15 protein-coding genes and 1 riboswitch are annotated in these 15091 nt (G+C 42.2%); of the genes, 8 read left to right on the top strand and 7 right to left on the bottom strand.

Annotated elements, in window-relative coordinates:
* Positions 1–111: 111 nt before the first annotated feature.
* Together R7P72_RS06520 and R7P72_RS06515 are read left to right on the top strand one after the other, a co-directional pair.
* Positions 112–477 (top strand): VOC family protein, encoded by a 366-nt coding sequence (locus tag R7P72_RS06520; RefSeq protein ID WP_005377781.1) that lies wholly within the window; start codon positions 112–114, stop codon positions 475–477.
* Between the two features lie 99 nt (positions 478–576).
* On the top strand, positions 577–960 hold the full coding sequence (locus R7P72_RS06515; protein WP_005377782.1) for a hypothetical protein: 384 nt from the start codon (positions 577–579) through the stop codon (positions 958–960).
* Positions 961–1049: 89 nt separating this feature from the next.
* On the opposite strand, the gene R7P72_RS06510 is transcribed toward R7P72_RS06515, so the two are convergent.
* Both R7P72_RS06510 and R7P72_RS06505 read right to left on the bottom strand, forming a co-directional pair.
* Positions 1050–1784, bottom strand: a complete 735-nt coding sequence (locus tag R7P72_RS06510; protein ID WP_025998562.1) for a chromosome partitioning protein ParA — start codon at positions 1782–1784, stop codon at positions 1050–1052.
* 31 nt (positions 1785–1815) lie between these two features.
* Positions 1816–1974, bottom strand: a complete 159-nt coding sequence (locus R7P72_RS06505) for a hypothetical protein (protein WP_005377784.1) — start codon at positions 1972–1974, stop codon at positions 1816–1818.
* 526 nt (positions 1975–2500) lie between these two features.
* Positions 2501–2600: riboswitch (glycine riboswitch) on the top strand.
* A 123-nt stretch (positions 2601–2723) separates the two neighbouring features.
* Here R7P72_RS06505 and R7P72_RS06500 point away from each other — a divergent pair.
* A complete protein-coding gene (locus R7P72_RS06500; protein WP_005377785.1) occupies positions 2724–4100 on the top strand; it encodes an alanine/glycine:cation symporter family protein in 1377 nt (458 codons plus the stop codon).
* A 118-nt stretch (positions 4101–4218) separates the two neighbouring features.
* Here R7P72_RS06500 and R7P72_RS06495 read toward each other — a convergent pair whose 3' ends face one another.
* A complete protein-coding gene (locus R7P72_RS06495; RefSeq protein ID WP_005377786.1) occupies positions 4219–4785 on the bottom strand; it encodes a hypothetical protein in 567 nt (188 codons plus the stop codon).
* Positions 4785–5420, bottom strand: coding sequence for a LysE family translocator (locus R7P72_RS06490; protein ID WP_017820932.1), 636 nt, complete (start codon positions 5418–5420; stop codon positions 4785–4787). Before R7P72_RS06490 ends, R7P72_RS06495 begins: the two co-directional genes overlap by 1 nt.
* Positions 5421–5643: 223 nt before the next feature.
* On the opposite strand from R7P72_RS06490, the gene R7P72_RS06485 reads away from it, so the two are divergent.
* The gene (locus tag R7P72_RS06485; protein ID WP_005377788.1) at positions 5644–7116 is read left to right on the top strand and encodes a carboxypeptidase M32; all 1473 of its coding nucleotides are present in this window, start codon (positions 5644–5646) and stop codon (positions 7114–7116) included.
* A 70-nt stretch (positions 7117–7186) separates the two neighbouring features.
* Here R7P72_RS06485 and R7P72_RS06480 read toward each other — a convergent pair whose 3' ends face one another.
* The 3 genes from R7P72_RS06480 to R7P72_RS06470 form a co-directional block, all read right to left on the bottom strand.
* Positions 7187–8137: an LpxL/LpxP family Kdo(2)-lipid IV(A) lauroyl/palmitoleoyl acyltransferase gene (locus R7P72_RS06480; protein WP_031778977.1), complete on the bottom strand. Its 951-nt coding sequence runs from the start codon at positions 8135–8137 to the stop codon at positions 7187–7189.
* 420 nt (positions 8138–8557) lie between these two features.
* Entirely contained in the window at positions 8558–8893 is a 336-nt protein-coding gene (locus tag R7P72_RS06475) for a DMT family transporter (protein WP_069593657.1), read from the bottom strand.
* Positions 8894–9016: 123 nt separating this feature from the next.
* The gene (locus R7P72_RS06470; protein WP_005377791.1) at positions 9017–9403 is read right to left on the bottom strand and encodes a DUF6559 family protein; all 387 of its coding nucleotides are present in this window, start codon (positions 9401–9403) and stop codon (positions 9017–9019) included.
* Positions 9404–9743: 340 nt separating this feature from the next.
* Here R7P72_RS06470 and metA point away from each other — a divergent pair, with 340 nt between their 5' ends.
* The 4 genes from metA (at position 9744) to R7P72_RS06450 (ending at position 14943) form a co-directional block, all read left to right on the top strand.
* A complete protein-coding gene (metA, locus tag R7P72_RS06465) occupies positions 9744–10685 on the top strand; it encodes a homoserine O-acetyltransferase MetA (RefSeq protein WP_005377792.1) in 942 nt (313 codons plus the stop codon).
* Between the two features lie 179 nt (positions 10686–10864).
* Positions 10865–11590, top strand: a complete 726-nt coding sequence (gene pilW, locus R7P72_RS06460; protein ID WP_005377793.1) for a type IV pilus biogenesis/stability protein PilW — start codon at positions 10865–10867, stop codon at positions 11588–11590.
* Between the two features lie 267 nt (positions 11591–11857).
* Positions 11858–12787: a phosphate/phosphite/phosphonate ABC transporter substrate-binding protein gene (locus R7P72_RS06455; RefSeq protein WP_005377794.1), complete on the top strand. Its 930-nt coding sequence runs from the start codon at positions 11858–11860 to the stop codon at positions 12785–12787.
* Entirely contained in the window at positions 12787–14943 is a 2157-nt protein-coding gene (locus tag R7P72_RS06450) for a GGDEF domain-containing phosphodiesterase (protein WP_005377795.1), read from the top strand. The genes R7P72_RS06455 and R7P72_RS06450 overlap by 1 nt, the downstream gene beginning before the upstream one ends.
* Positions 14944–15091 lie beyond the last annotated feature (148 nt).

Genomic DNA, 15091 nt, shown 5'->3' with positions numbered 1-15091 from the left:
GCTCCTTTTTCTTATTCTGTCACTTACCTTCGAGAATGTTCTACTGACAACTCCTGTCGTTCCTTTCCGTTAGATTGCCCCTACTATTTCTAATTGATTAAGGAACAAACCATGCTGACTATCAATTCATTCGTTCTCTACGTTGAGGACATCCACATAAGCCAAGTTTTTTATTCGAAACTGTTCGAACGCAAAGTCACGCAGTTGTCTCCAACCTTCGCCGCTATTCCACTGACCGAAGGCTTAACGTTGACACTCAAGCAAAGAGATAATCTTTCACCCTACAGCGGAATTAGAGGTGGTGGCACCGAGTTGTCTTTATCGGTGCCCAATAGTCATATGCTAGAGCGCATTTACAAGCGCTGGAAAGACCTAGGTGTTGAGTTTGTTCAACCACCAGCGACATCAGTGTATGGGTTAAATTTTATGGCTATCGATCCAGATAAGCATCGCATTCGTGTTTTCATAAATGAATAAAAATGCGTTAAAAATGCTTTTTACCCATTCCCAATGTGACTTCAATAAATTAGACTCAAGGAAACATCAAAAGCGGCGTAGTAATAAGAAGGAATGCCCATGAGCTCAAGTATGATCCTTAGCGAATCCCTAATCGAGAGCGGAAGAGATATCCCCCTCAAAGAACTGCTTTATGCAAAGCGCGTGCTGGATAACTACATGGCAGTAGCCAAAGAAAGTAGCCCGCTTGAGCTATTAACTGAGATGAAATCGGCAGCAAAGCAAGTAGAATACTTTACAACGACGAGTAACCCGTGTGAGGCTCGTAATGTCATCAGTCAGATGATTGATAAAATCGACACCGCGGAATCTTTTGCTTCGTTCAAAGCATTAGCAGGTAAGCCATCTCAAGCACTCAATGAACTAATTGAAGATCGAGCTCAGCTGATTAAACACGAACGAGAGCTCCTGCTCGCCTCAGGCTATGACGCCTCACGAATCTAATATACGCGACAGGCTAAAAGTCATAGCTAACAACGAAAAAGGAGCTCTTAAAGAGCTCCTTTTGCTTTTCAAAACCGGATACAAAAGACTTAAAGGCCGATATCTTCCGTTATTGCTTTGATTTGTTTGAGGTCCATTTTATAGACTTCAATCATTTGATCGACCTGACTTAGTCGTGAATTAGCTTCATCATGTTTATCACACGCGTCCGACTTCACGTCCCAAGATTTGCCTTCTAAAAATACGTCACACTCTTTCTTGAGTTTCTCAATCTTAGGTAATAATTTCGACCGTTCTTTCTCGAGAGACTCTAATTCTTGCGAAATTTTTAGCTCTTTCTGGAATACTTCGCGGGACCGCTCAAACATAGTCGCTTGCATATCCGCTTGACGACTCAACTTCTCATTTTCTGACTTCGTCGTGTTGATCTTATCTGCCTGCTGCTTCAATTGAGACTCTAGTGACAAGTTGACCTTCTCGACCTCAGTCAACTGCTTTTGCAACTTCTTAAGTGCTTTCTGATGAGCTTCATCTTTCGCGGCGAGTAACTCACTAACTTGGTTTTGTATTTCTTGGTCGATCGCCTCTTCACGCACTTTTACTTGAGATGCCAACTGGGTTTTATCTTGCGTTAGTGCTTGATACTTTTCTTCTAATACGTGGTAAGTCGATTCCCACTTGTTCGCAGTGACAACCGATCCAACAAGGCCACCAAATGCCAAGCCTAACACCGCAGCGATTGCGATATAGATATGCGTACGTTTGTCACGCTCTTCAATGACAACTACGTCGTCTTGCTCTTCCATTTTGTTCTGAGAACTCACCGTATACTACTCCAAGGACTCTTTTACTTTGCTAGCGGATCAATTCCGCAAACATAATTGATGCTGTATAAATCAGAAATGCGCCAATTAATGTTATAACGGTCGCTTTTTGGACTTTTTCATTGGTTCGATAACGAAACAACACAAATGCTACTGCAATCAACACCGCAATGGCTAATAACCTGGTCATACCGCCTCCTTGTCCACTCATGAAAAACTGCCTAGGTCCGTAGACTGTTTCACAAAGATTCATTGTAACCCATTTATACGTACCATAAGGTCAACTTAGCGTAGATTTTAAAATAAGTGCTCCGATTTTAATCAATTTTGTGTCCTTAATTGAATAACTTATGTCGTAACGATCGAAACACATTTATCGTTCTGAAGTGTTTTGGGTTCCATTCCCTAACCCAATAAATTTTATTTATGCCGTGACTCGCACAAAAAGATTGGCAAACATACCTTCATGAAAATTGATGAGGTTATTTCATTGAAAATAAATTGACATAGGGTGTTGAAATGGACCAAAAACATGATAGAGTTCACACGTTAATGATGACCAGCATCATTAACTAACCTTTACTCATTTAATTGAGTAATTGTTCCGATGAAGACTGCAGGAGAGTGGTTATTAATCAAATTTTAACATTTGATTAGCATAACTCGCCGAAGAATTAACTATTTCAGGTGCTACCTAGGTAGCGGGGACTGTAGTTGGAGGAACCTCTGGAGAGAACCGTTAAATCGGTCGCCGAAGGAGCAAGTCTTGCACTCACGCAAGGTGAAACTCTCAGGCAAAAGGACAGAGGAGTGGAAAGTTACAACCTAACTATTTTGGCTTGGCCTTCCCGCCTACAACCAATAGCTTAGTTCTTTTAGAGATCGTTGATCTCGTCCTTTCCCTCTTCTCCTTATTAGTTGTTTTATTAAGGGGAAATCATGAACAACCTACAATCTTTACTACAAACCATCGATAATTTTGTCTGGGGTCCACCGCTGCTTATTTTGCTAGTAGGTACAGGTGTTTACTTCACTTTTAGCCTTGGCTTGATCCAGTTTAAACACCTCCCAACAGCGCTAGCGATGGTATTCAGTAAAGATAAGTCATCTAATACTCAAGGTGACGTTTCTAGCTTTGCAGCTCTTTGTACTGCGCTCTCAGCAACAATTGGTACTGGTAACATTGTTGGTGTTGCCACAGCAATCAAACTCGGTGGACCAGGCGCTCTATTCTGGATGTGGCTCGCTGCCCTTTTCGGAATGGCGACTAAATACGCCGAATGTTTGTTGGCGGTTAAGTACCGAAGAGTCGATGATAAAGGCCAAATGATTGGTGGCCCAATGTATTACTTGCAATACGGTGTTGGCTCAAAAGCTCTCGCGATCATGTTTGCAGTGTTTGCTTTGGGTGTTGCTTGTTTTGGTATCGGTACGTTTCCACAAGTAAACGCGATTCTGGATGCAAGTGAGATATCTCTTGGTGTTAACCGTGAGCTATCTGCCTTTGTACTAACTCTTTTGGTTGCTTTCGTAACTTTGGGTGGCATCAAATCCATTGCTAACGTTGCAGGAAAAGTGGTTCCTACCATGGCTGTATTTTATGTGTTGGCGTGTTTAAGCGTGATCATCATGAATGCAGACCAATTGTTCAATGCCGTTGAATTAGTGCTGGTTTCAGCCTTTACATCAACAGCAGCGACTGGTGGTTTTTTAGGTGCAAGCATCATGCTGGCAATCCAATCAGGTATCGCTCGCGGTGTGTTCTCAAATGAATCAGGTTTGGGTAGCGCGCCTATGGCAGCAGCAGCAGCGAAGACAGACTCTTGTGTTAAACAAGGCCTAATTTCAATGACGGGTACCTTTTTCGATACCATCATTATTTGTACCATGACAGGCCTTGCTCTAATCCTGACCGGTGCATGGCAAAGTGACCTAGCAGGCGCCGCGATGACGACTCATGCTTTTGCGGTGGGTTTAAATGCAGATACATTTGGCCCTATGCTCGTCTCAATCGGTTTGATGTTCTTCGCTTTTACCACCATTCTTGGTTGGAACTACTACGGTGAGCGTTGCGTTGTGTTCCTGTTCGGAACTAAAGCTGTGCTTCCATACAAACTGATTTTCGTTGGCTTGGTGGCATCTGGTGCATTCCTTCACCTCGATATGATTTGGCTACTGGCTGATATCGTAAACGGTCTGATGGCAATTCCTAACCTGATTGGTTTGATCGCACTGCGTCACGTCGTACTGGCAGAAACCAAACTGTTCTTTAGCTCAACATCGCAATCAGGTGAAGTTGAAGCAGTGAAAGCTTAGTGAAACGACAGCTGTTCGGTCACAAACTACCAGTAACGGAGAGCAAAGCACATTAGAAATGGTAAAAACATAAAGCCCGCTATTATTTAGCGGGCTTTATTTATCTTCGGTTAAATGGTTAATCTCTCAACCATTGATGCTCAACGTTTTCTCCACGTTCTTCAAAAAACTTCGCATTTTTTTTCTTGAATTGATCCGCTTTCAACTCTGATAGCGGCCAGTCTAAAAATGCTTCTGTTACAAACGAGTCGCCGACACCAACCTCAATCGATTCCAGATGTTTCCCGATGTAGCGATAAAAGTAGCCTTGCCCAAACGCATCGCACACCATAGGTACATGCCTGACACGTTGATGATTGACAGAGACCGAAGCCCAAGTCGTCGTTTTAGGTTCACAGGTTTGCTCTTTTACAACGTCGACCTCAAATTTATTGTCCATAGTTGTCGAAACAAAAACGACAATAGCGTCATGCAAATACACACGCCTGAGCAATAACTGTTTAGTGTCTTGAGTTCGCGTTTGTTGTATTCCATTAGCAAAAGGCTCGAAGTAGCCCCAGTGCCAAGACCAGATCATGCCGCGTTGCGCAAACTGTACTTGTGGCCACGTATGCCAAGCAACAGCGGCACCTATCCCCACAATAAATACAGCGAGTAGTATCAACAATCGATAAATATTACGCATTAAACGGGTTTTTCAATTAATAACTTCACACCAAGTGCGACTAATACTGCGCCCGTCGCGCCTTCCATCCACTTCATAAAGCTTGCATTCTTTAGTAGATTTTTAGCCGAGTTAAGCGCGCCAGCTAAACCACACTGCCAAACCATCGCAATAGCAAAGTGTACAGATGCCATCATCATTGATTGAAGCAAGGGTGAACCTTCTGGATTCACAAACTGTGGCAAGAAAGCCAAATAGAAGACCGCCGTTTTCGGGTTCAAGACGTTAGAAAGAAAGCCCTCTCTAAAAGAGCGCTTACCATTAAACACTTCGTGAATCTGCTCGGTCACGGTCAATCCATCTTTCGACGACATTAGCGCTTTTAAACTGCTCAAACCAAGCCAGATAAGATAAGCTGCGCCAATCATTTTTACGATTTGGAACAACTCTGCTGATTGCGCAAGAATCGCCGAGATACCAACCGCAGAAAAAAAAGCATGTACGAATAAGCCAAAGCAAATCCCTAGACTGGTTGTACATCCATCTTTTAGGCCCGAGCGGCTAGTGTTACGGATAACAAGTGCAGTATCTAAACCTGGCGTTAACGTTAAAATCGTAATGGCAATAATAAATGCCTCGAAATTCAAAATATCCATATTATCGTGATAATTAATTGTCAATCCTTCATCAATACCGCCAATCCACAAGATTCGCAAGCTTCTTTTTTAAGAGAGCTATACAACTGGGTGAGTTTATGGACAATGGGTTGGAGTTAATTGTTAATTATTAGTAAATTAACGCAGGTTGCTTAGTGCAACACCATATGAAGGACCCGTTATCGGGTGTTTAGGGAAAGAACAAAAGAATAAGAGTAGTCACATGAACGCATTTACAAAACTCGTTGAACATTCCAAAAAAGTGGCAAATTTTGAGCATCTATCTGCCATCATAGATTGGGATCAAGCAGCGGTCATGCCACCTGGTGGCGCTGAAGCACGCTCGAATGCCACGGCAGAGCTTGATGTACATATCCATTCTTTAATGACTCAACCGCACTTGGGAGAGCTTTTCGCTCAGGCAGAAGAAGAGACGCTGTCTACAAAAGAAAAATCTATCCTAAGAGAAATGAAGCGTGGGTGGCAGCAAGCTAACTTACTACCAGAATCATTAGTTCAAGCTCAATCTCTTGCTGGCTCCAAATGTGAACATGCATGGCGTACACAACGTGGAGAAAATGACTGGGCTGGTTTTGAAAAGAACTGGGCTGAAGTAGTAAAGCTATCGCAGGAAGAAGCGCAAATTAGAGCCGAAGCAAATGGCACGACTCCTTATGATGCCATGCTCGATGTTTATGAACCTGGCACAACGTCTGCGTCGTTAGACATTCTTTTTGCTGACGTGAAAACCTGGCTTCCTACTTTGATCGATGAAGCGCTTGAAAAACAACAATCAGACAACATCTTATTGCCAACTGCACACTACCCTGCGGAAAAGCAAAAAGCGCTCGGTTTGGAAGTCATGAAGCTACTTCAATTCGATTTTGAACACGGTCGACTTGATGAGAGTACCCACCCATTTTGTGGCGGTGTACCGACAGATGTACGTATTACGACACGTTATAATGAAAACGAGTTTGTCCAATCATTGATGGGGATTGTCCACGAAACTGGCCATGCTCGATACGAGCAAGGGCTACCAAAAGATTTATCAGGAACACCCGCGGGAGAAGCTCGCTCTATGGGTATTCATGAATCACAATCACTCTTCTTTGAAATGCAAATAGGACGAAGCAGCGCGTTTATCGATCACCTCGCTCGACTGGCTTCTAACCATTTTTCTGGTAGTGAATTCGAAAAAGACAATTTAGCCAAAATTTACACTCGCGTAGAAAAAGGCTTTATTCGCGTAGATGCTGACGAACTTACATATCCTGCTCACGTTATTCTTCGATATGAAATTGAGCGAGATCTCATGAACGGCGTCATCAAACATACAGATGTACCAGAACTCTGGAACGAAAAGATGAAAGCGTACTTGGGGCTATCAACCGAAGGAAACTTCAAAAATGGCTGTATGCAAGATATCCATTGGACAGACGGAAGTTTTGGCTATTTCCCGTCCTACACGCTCGGTGCGATGTACGCTGCACAATTTATGGCAGCAATGAAACAAACCGTCGATGTAGATGCGGTTATTCGTTCTGGCGACTTAGCTCCGATATTCAATTGGCTCTCGGAAAACATCTGGAGTAAAGGTAGCTTATTCACCACTGATGAGTTGGTAAAACAAGCCACGGGTGAAACACTGAATGCTAAACACTTTCAAGCTCACCTAAAAGATCGCTACTTATAAAGCGAAAAGAATAGAAAGTAAAAGCCCAAGGTTCGTATGTTCCTTGGGCTTTTTGTAGGCTATCTATGTGTTATGCCAAGCTAGGGATGAGCCTAGGCTTGTACAAACAGTCCTCACCCTCTGGTCTAGTTTTAAACCGACGATGAAGCCACATATACTGGCTCGGACTTGCCATGATTGATGTTTCAACTATTTGATTCACGAATGCGGCGGCGCGTTGATGATCCTCTTTCGGGAAACCGTCGACGGGCGCACTAATGGTTAGGGTATAGTGTCCGTCTTTTCCTCTTACCATCGTAAAAGGCACAATGGCGCAATCTGTAGAATCAACCAACAAACTTGTACCTGTCGTAGTACAAGCATTTTTAACGGCAAATAACGGTGCAAATGTCGAGCGTCGGTTACCATAATCGTGGTCCGGTGCATACCAAACCCGCTCACCCGTTTTAAGTGATTCAAGCATGGCTTTGACGTTTTTACGATCAATCAGTGTACGATTAGAGCGAGAGCGTCCCTTATACTGAAAATAATCAAAGCACGGATTATTGTTTGGGCGATAAACACCGGTTCCAGACTTTTTAATGCCAAAAGCTCGAGCACCTAACTCTAGATTCATTGAGTGTACGGCCAACATTAATGCACCTTTGCCTGACTTCTCTAAAGCCTCTAGATGCTCCATGCCTTTTATCGTGACGTGTTTGTTTACCCGTTTATCTGACCAAAACCATGCCATTGCGGTCTCAAAAAGTGCGATGCCAGTATTGTCGATGTTGTCTTTTAGAATTGCTTCGCGTTGGCATTCTTCCATATGAGGGAAGCAAAGCTCAAGATTGCGTCTGATAGTAACTTGACGTTTTCTCATGATTCGCATAGCTAAACGACCAATGTTGCGTCCCAAAGCTAGTTGAACTTTAAAAGGAAGGAGGCTAAGTAAGTACATCACGCTAATGATAATTAACGTTCCCCAGTAACGAGGCAAAAGAAATTCGGCCTTGAATGCAGGCTTTTTGTATTTGTTCATGTAAGTATTGTCAGATGTGCCCATCTATAAGTGATAAAAACAATGATAATGGACTGCACTTTTATCATTGATAACGCTAATAACATAAATTAAAGCGCGCGGATTCTATGGTTCTTCGACACACTACACAATAAGAACTTTGCAGAAATATGTAGGGAATGAAAAAGCAGTAAAGATGAGTCGCCACGTTAACATCTATCGGAGTGATTTATCTACTGCCCTTTCCTAAAGTTTGAAGAAACATAACTTTGTATTTTCAATGCGCTAAATAATGCCTGTTTTTCAATCACATAATGCGACCGTGATGAATACAACAATAAGACGTCATATCAATACTCGCCATTAGCGATTGAATTTGTACTAAAAAGCCGCAGCAATTTCTCGCTGCGGCTTCTTATTCACTTAACAAGTAGAGTGGCGTTATTCGTGCCCTACTGTTTTGGATAATAAATTTACGATCAACACACCAGCGATGATAAACCCAATACCAACTAGGGCTGGTAAGTCTAGACGCTGTCCGTAAACAAAGTAACCAACCGTCGCAACCAAAACGATCCCAGCACCACTCCATATGGCATAAACAACCCCGACAGGCATTGTTTGCACTGTGACGGAAAGCAAGAAGAAAGCGATGCCGTAACCAATCAAAACGACTGTGCTCGGCATTACTTTCGTAAATTGCTCTGTTTTGGGAATATAAGAAGTGGCAATCACTTCACATACAATCGCTATCGACAGCGCCAACATTGGTGGCATAGAGACAAGCATTTTGAACATAAGGCATTAACGCTCAACAGAAATGTAACCGACAACATGTCCGGATAATTAGGCCGCGCATTATACCCAACTCATCTCACGATGGAATACCACTAACGATGTTTACACACCATCACTTTCGCTTACTTTTTGATGACCAGGTGAAAGGCTGACGTTTTGGTGCTGACGAGAAATTTCAAAGTAGATATGCATATCAATCGGCTCAGGTGTATTGAGTAGCATCTTACCTACTTCACGTTGGAAATGACCATAATTACCTAGCTCATCCGTTAGTTCTAGGAGCTCGTAAGAGGCTTCATCGGCAAACATTCCATACGCATACTGATAATGACTGATATCCTTGCTCTTATCATAACCCAGCTTTTGAAGAGCTTGATCAATCTCTTCCGGCGTATAAATGTCTTTATCACCAAACGAATGCAGTAGCACGCAAGGAACTTCTTGAGCTATGCTCTGAATCTTTGTCTTTCTCTTGAAAATACCGAACATAATGTCCTCCACTGACGATGTTTCCAAATATGCACATTAATGCAAAATGGTGAGCTGATTGTTTTTAGTATGGCTCATTAATTTGAGACTTCCTTACTACGAAGTCACCTTCACATATTAACGTGATCGCATAATTACCAGCAAATAGTACACACTGCGTTTCAAACCTATCTCATCAGAAACTCTGCTTTAGTCACAATTGTGTGACAACCCCGAGTACGGTTTACCATAATGTAAAGAGTAGATTGAAAAGTCGGATTTCGTATCGACATCTAAACTTAATTAAGTTAGCTTTAGAAGTATAGACGTCTAGATTGACTATACTTAGGGAGAGAAAGTCGTGCCAATTAGAATTCCAGATCAATTACCAGCTACCGATGTATTAAGGACAGAAAACATCTTCGTGATGAGTGAAACGCGTGCAGCGAGTCAGGAAATACGTCCTTTAAGAGTGCTGATCCTTAATCTGATGCCAAAAAAAATAGAGACTGAAACTCAGTTTCTGCGTCTACTCTCAAACAGCCCACTACAGGTTAACGTCGAATTACTGCGCATTGATAACCGCCCGAGTAAAAATACGCCAACTGAACATTTAGACACGTTTTATCGCCAATTTGAAATGGTGAGAGATAAAAACTTCGATGGCATGATCATTACTGGAGCTCCATTAGGTTTGGTGCAATTTGAAGATGTCATTTATTGGGATCATCTCAAAACCATCATGGAGTGGGCAAAAGATCATGTGACATCTACTCTTTATGTTTGCTGGGCTGCGCAAGCAGGGTTAAAGCTACTCTACGATCTACCTAAAAAAACGCGTAAAGAAAAACTTTCAGGTGTTTATCATCATCAAATCCATCATCAGTTTCACCCTATCTTACGCGGATTTGATGACACGTTTTTGGCTCCTCACTCGCGTTACGCAGATTTTTCGCCTCACTTTCTAGAAGAGCATACTGACTTAGACATTTTAGCGACATCGGATGTCGCAGGTGTGTACTTGGCCACCACAAAAGACAAACGCAATGTCTTTGTCACAGGACACCCTGAGTATGATTCTCACACCTTACATAATGAATATATCCGAGATTTAAGCGAAGGTATGGAGCCCGCTATTCCTGTCAACTATTACCCAAACAACAACCCAGATAACCCACCAATTGCAAGCTGGAGAAGCCATGGACACCTCCTCTTTTTAAACTGGCTGAACTACTGTGTTTATCAGCAAACACCGTACGACCTCGATCACTTCAGTGAAGATGCTTTCACTAAAGACGATTAGCTTCAAAATAAGCAAACAAAGCACTCATCATTACCGAAATGTAATATGTGAACCAAGCCGCCATATGGCGGCTTTTTCATAACAGTTTGCAAACCTGATCGCATAGTGTTTTTTCCTCAATAGGCTTTTGCTAAGTAATTCATATCATGCAAAAAGATTCAAGGATGTAGGGATAAAGAATGAAAACAGCAAAGCTCGGTACACTAATATTATTGTCTCAGTTTGCACTCGTGGGTTGCGTGACGGTGAAAGAAGATGGAAGCCCTGTCGTTAAAGCCGATCCTGTGGCAATGGCAGAATCACGTATCGCACTTGGCTTAGGTTATTTAAACGGCGGTAACATGATTCGCGCGCATGATAACTTACAACAAGCCTTAAACCACGCACCTCAATACTATCGCGCGCAATTATCTATGGCTCACTACTACGAAACGGTTGGTGAAGATATTAAAGCCGAACAGATGTATAAACGCTCTCTACGCCAACATACTAAAAACGGAAATGTGCTCAATAACTACGGTACTTTTCTTTGCAAGCGAGGTGACTTCGAAAAAGCCGATCAGATGTTTAATCGAGCCATTGAGCAGCCTTATTACTACCTTATTCCAGCGAGCTATGAGAATGCAGCTTTTTGTGCGCTAAAATCACAAGATAAAGACAAAGCGAGATACTACTTTACTAGAGCTATCGATCATGACCCTCATAGACCAAAATCGATTTTGCAACTCGCTAAAATAGAAATTGATAGCGGTGATTATACTGAAGCTAGAATTCGATTAATGAGATTCAATCAAATGTATGGCGTGAAGAAGCCCTCTTTGCAACTCATGATTCAACTTGAACGTGCAGCAGGCAATGAAGCTCTCGAGAAAAAGTATCAAAAACAATTGGAAAAATTTTCTTAGTACAAAATAGCGATACATAAGGCGCATTAGCTCACAGCCAATACAGCGCTTGACCAAGAATCCGGTGAATTCAGACTCACGGTGATACATTCATCCTGTACATAAACGTCAAATTCGGTACTATTTGAACGGAATAAGTGACCAAGTCACATTATAAAAAGTGCGCACACAACGAAATTTGTACATCATACTGTTTTTAAGATTGATTTCGGCATATTGATAAATGCTAAATATTACTGACATGCACCAGAAGGAAGTTGAAGCCGGATGAAACCTGCCTGCACTCTGTTATTACTCACTTTGCTGAGTTCACCTTTTGTCGTCAGTGCACAAGAAAATATTGAGAAAACATTCACGTTTGGCATTGTGTCCAATAAAGCCCAAAGCAAAATCAAAAAAGCGACGCCCCTTACTCAGTATGTAACTGAAAATATGGCTGAATATGGTTACGCAAAAGGGGCGGTAAAGGTATTTAAAAATTATCGTCAGCTCGCGGTTGCGCTTGAAAATGGCACCGTTCAAATTGCAACGGCGACCCCCTTTAATGCGATGACCTTAGAAAAGGAGTCTAATAGCCAAATCCTTGCTATACGATGGAAAAAAGGCCTGCAAAAATATCATACGGTGTTCTTTACTAATAAAGAGAGTGGCATTGAGTCATTTTCTGACCTGCGCGGAAAAACGCTTGTTTTCGAAAAGCGCACGTCTACCAGCAGCTATTACCTACCTGCGATTACATTGCTGAATCACGGAGAAAAACTGCAATACCTTCCCTCTCCTGATGACAAACCGGCCAAAGACAGCATTGGTTATTTATTCCTTGATGAGCAACTCGCTCAGTCAAATGAAATCAACCTATCTGTATGGGTATATAAACAGAGAGTTGCAGCAGGAGCATTCAGTAACTTCAACTGGAACAATCCCAAAGATTTGCCAGAGAACATGAAAGACAAACTAGCGATTTTTTCTCGTTCTGTTGAAATACCCAGGGATTTAATTCTCGCTTCTCCAAGCATGAGCCTAGAGCAACAGCGTAAAATCACGTCAATACTGCTTGATATGGATACAACTCACGAAGGCTCTCTCGCACTTAAAAAGTTTCAGAACACCAAAAAATTCAGCGCGCTTACTCCAGAAATGCGAGCCTCCTTAAGTACAGTGCGCAAGTCAGTTCACTTGTTACCGAAGGTGGATTGATGTTTAAAAAGCTCTCACTCGAAACCAAATACATTTGCTCGACAATGTTCGTTGTCTTGTTTGTTGTGGTGATAAACCTTGCGTTATACATGCACGGTTACGATGCGTATTCAAATAGCTTAACTCAACAAATCACGAACAACTCTCAAGAAAAAACAGAATCTTACGTTAAGCAAAAAGGGTTGGTTTATGCAGAGCTATTATCAAAACAGCTTTTTGATCCACTCTATACAGACAATATCAGTCAAGCGTATGAGCAAATTAAGGCAACATTGAGCCAGCCAGATGTCTCGAAAATACATGTTGTTGACAATGAAGGGCTAATCTTTCACGACGGCACTACTCAGCTAAGGATGTTTGCCCAACCTCATGACCGCTCTCCTTTTATTTTGAAAGCAATAGAAGAATCCAGAACTCTCGTTTCCTTTTCCAAGCATCAGTTGGAGATCGCAGCGCCGATTCAGCAATCAAACATTACTCTTGGGGCGGTATATCTTGAGCTTAACTTGATACATCTACTGGAAGAGAAAGAACAGAACATTGAACAAGTCCAAGCGATTACCTCAAACGATAAACAGAAGATGTTTAACTTGCTGCTAACGATCAGTGGGATATCCGTTCTATTCGGTAGCATCATCGCTTATGCTTTGGGGCGGTCGTTAACTAAGCCACTCAAGCAACTAAAAGATCAATTTTCAGAGTCAAATACCCAAGCGCTGCCAGTCACCGACATACAAAGCAAAGATGAAGTGGGAGAACTTATTTCGGCGTACAACAAAATGTCAAACAAAGTGAACCGATACACCAGCCGAGTTGAGTTCATGGCGTACCACGATATTCTGACTTCCCTGCCAAACCGAGAAAAGTTACTCATTGATATTCAAACGCAAATAACTGACCACAAATCCCCCTCACTCGCGGTTGTGTTTATTGACTTGGATGACTTTAAGCACATTAACGATAACTATGGACATAACATTGGGGATAAATTGCTAGGCCATCTTGCCTCAGAGCTTCAAGGCCGTTTGCCGAGTTATTTTAAGCCGCTTTACCGCCTTTCTACCATCGTAAGTCGAGTAGGTGCGGATGAATTTGTACTGGCCTTTCCGTGCTCGGACAATCATGAAGCTAGAGAAAAAGCGAACGATATTCATCGCCAACTACTCTCTCCCTTTAGTTTGGAAGAGAACGATATTCAAATTACGGCAAGCCTCGGAATTGCCGTGTATCCAGAATTTGGTTCAAACGCTGAGTCTCTTTTACAGCTTTCCTCTCTTGCGGCGCAGGAATCTAAAAGACGCGGTAAAGACATTATGACGATATACGATTCCACGTTTGATGAAACGATTAAACAACGTTTATACATAGAACGAGAACTGCGTCGTTCAGTACGTGACTTGTCTCAATTCGAGCTGTGGTATCAACCACAATTTGATCTAAAAACCTATCGCCTAATTGGGGTCGAAGCATTGGTTAGGTGGAATCATCCCGAGAAAGGTTATATCAGTCCAGAATCGTTTATCCCGATCGCAGAACAAAGTGATTTAATATTGGAGCTTGGAGAACATATCATTGAGACGGCAGTTGCTCAGCGGGCAATGTGGGCAGAACATTTCGGTACTGATTTTCACATCGCACTAAACTTGTCCCCAAGACAAATCTATCGCCAAGATTTAAGTCAATTATTTTCTAAGTATTTACGACGACATGATGTCGCCCCTCAAACCATTCATGTTGAAGTGACAGAGTCACTTTTTATTGATGATACAGAGAAAGCTCAATATGTGCTTAAAAAACTACAAAGTATCGGAGTGGAAGTTTGGCTAGATGACTTTGGTACGGGGTATTCAGCCCTTGCCTACCTACAACATATGGCTTTTGACGGGCTCAAGATTGATCGTTCATTTATCGCTCAAATCCGAAAAAGCGATCAAGACGATTCATTAGTTCGCGCGATTGTATCCATGGCTCACAACCTAAGAATGAAAGTAGTAGCCGAAGGCGTAGAAACTCAAACTCAACTCACACGAATGGAGTCTCTCCACTGTGACATCGTACAAGGTTTTTTCTTAGGTAGACCTGTACCTGCCGAGGAATTGATTGCATTTGAATACCAACGAGGGAGTGGCGCTCAAAACGTCAATCACTTTGCTTAGAACGCCGTTTTGTTAACTATTGCCGCTTAGCGCGTTAGTACTCGTAATGCAATATCGGTCACACTTCCCCCACCTCATTAATATGAATTTTCTCTTAAAATCTAACATCTGAGATAAATAAACTACACTTTTCATATCAACTTCTTGG

The sequence above is a fragment of the Vibrio sp. Vb0888 genome (assembly GCF_033338835.1).
In the GTDB taxonomy this organism is placed as follows: Bacteria; Pseudomonadota; Gammaproteobacteria; order Enterobacterales; family Vibrionaceae; genus Vibrio; species Vibrio alginolyticus.
Note: the sequence above shows the minus strand (reverse complement) of the source record. Positions and strands in the feature narration are given on the sequence as shown.

Bases quoted from the DNA above. Each gene is read 5' to 3' on its own strand.
- R7P72_RS06520 (WP_005377781.1), top strand. From the start codon at position 112: ATGCTGACTATCAATTCATTCGTTCTCTACGTTGAGGACATCCACATA.
- R7P72_RS06515 (WP_005377782.1), top strand. From the start codon at position 577: ATGAGCTCAAGTATGATCCTTAGCGAATCCCTAATCGAGAGCGGAAGA.
- R7P72_RS06505 (WP_005377784.1), bottom strand. From the start codon at position 1,974: ATGACCAGGTTATTAGCCATTGCGGTGTTGATTGCAGTAGCATTTGTG.
- R7P72_RS06500 (WP_005377785.1), top strand. From the start codon at position 2,724: ATGAACAACCTACAATCTTTACTACAAACCATCGATAATTTTGTCTGG.
- R7P72_RS06495 (WP_005377786.1), bottom strand. From the start codon at position 4,785: ATGCGTAATATTTATCGATTGTTGATACTACTCGCTGTATTTATTGTG.
- R7P72_RS06490 (WP_017820932.1), bottom strand. From the start codon at position 5,420: ATGGATATTTTGAATTTCGAGGCATTTATTATTGCCATTACGATTTTA.
- R7P72_RS06485 (WP_005377788.1), top strand. From the start codon at position 5,644: ATGAACGCATTTACAAAACTCGTTGAACATTCCAAAAAAGTGGCAAAT.
- R7P72_RS06480 (WP_031778977.1), bottom strand. From the start codon at position 8,137: ATGAACAAATACAAAAAGCCTGCATTCAAGGCCGAATTTCTTTTGCCT.
- R7P72_RS06475 (WP_069593657.1), bottom strand. From the start codon at position 8,893: ATGCCACCAATGTTGGCGCTGTCGATAGCGATTGTATGTGAAGTGATT.
- R7P72_RS06470 (WP_005377791.1), bottom strand. From the start codon at position 9,403: ATGTTCGGTATTTTCAAGAGAAAGACAAAGATTCAGAGCATAGCTCAA.
- pilW (WP_005377793.1), top strand. From the start codon at position 10,865: ATGAAAACAGCAAAGCTCGGTACACTAATATTATTGTCTCAGTTTGCA.
- R7P72_RS06455 (WP_005377794.1), top strand. From the start codon at position 11,858: ATGAAACCTGCCTGCACTCTGTTATTACTCACTTTGCTGAGTTCACCT.
- R7P72_RS06450 (WP_005377795.1), top strand. From the start codon at position 12,787: ATGTTTAAAAAGCTCTCACTCGAAACCAAATACATTTGCTCGACAATG.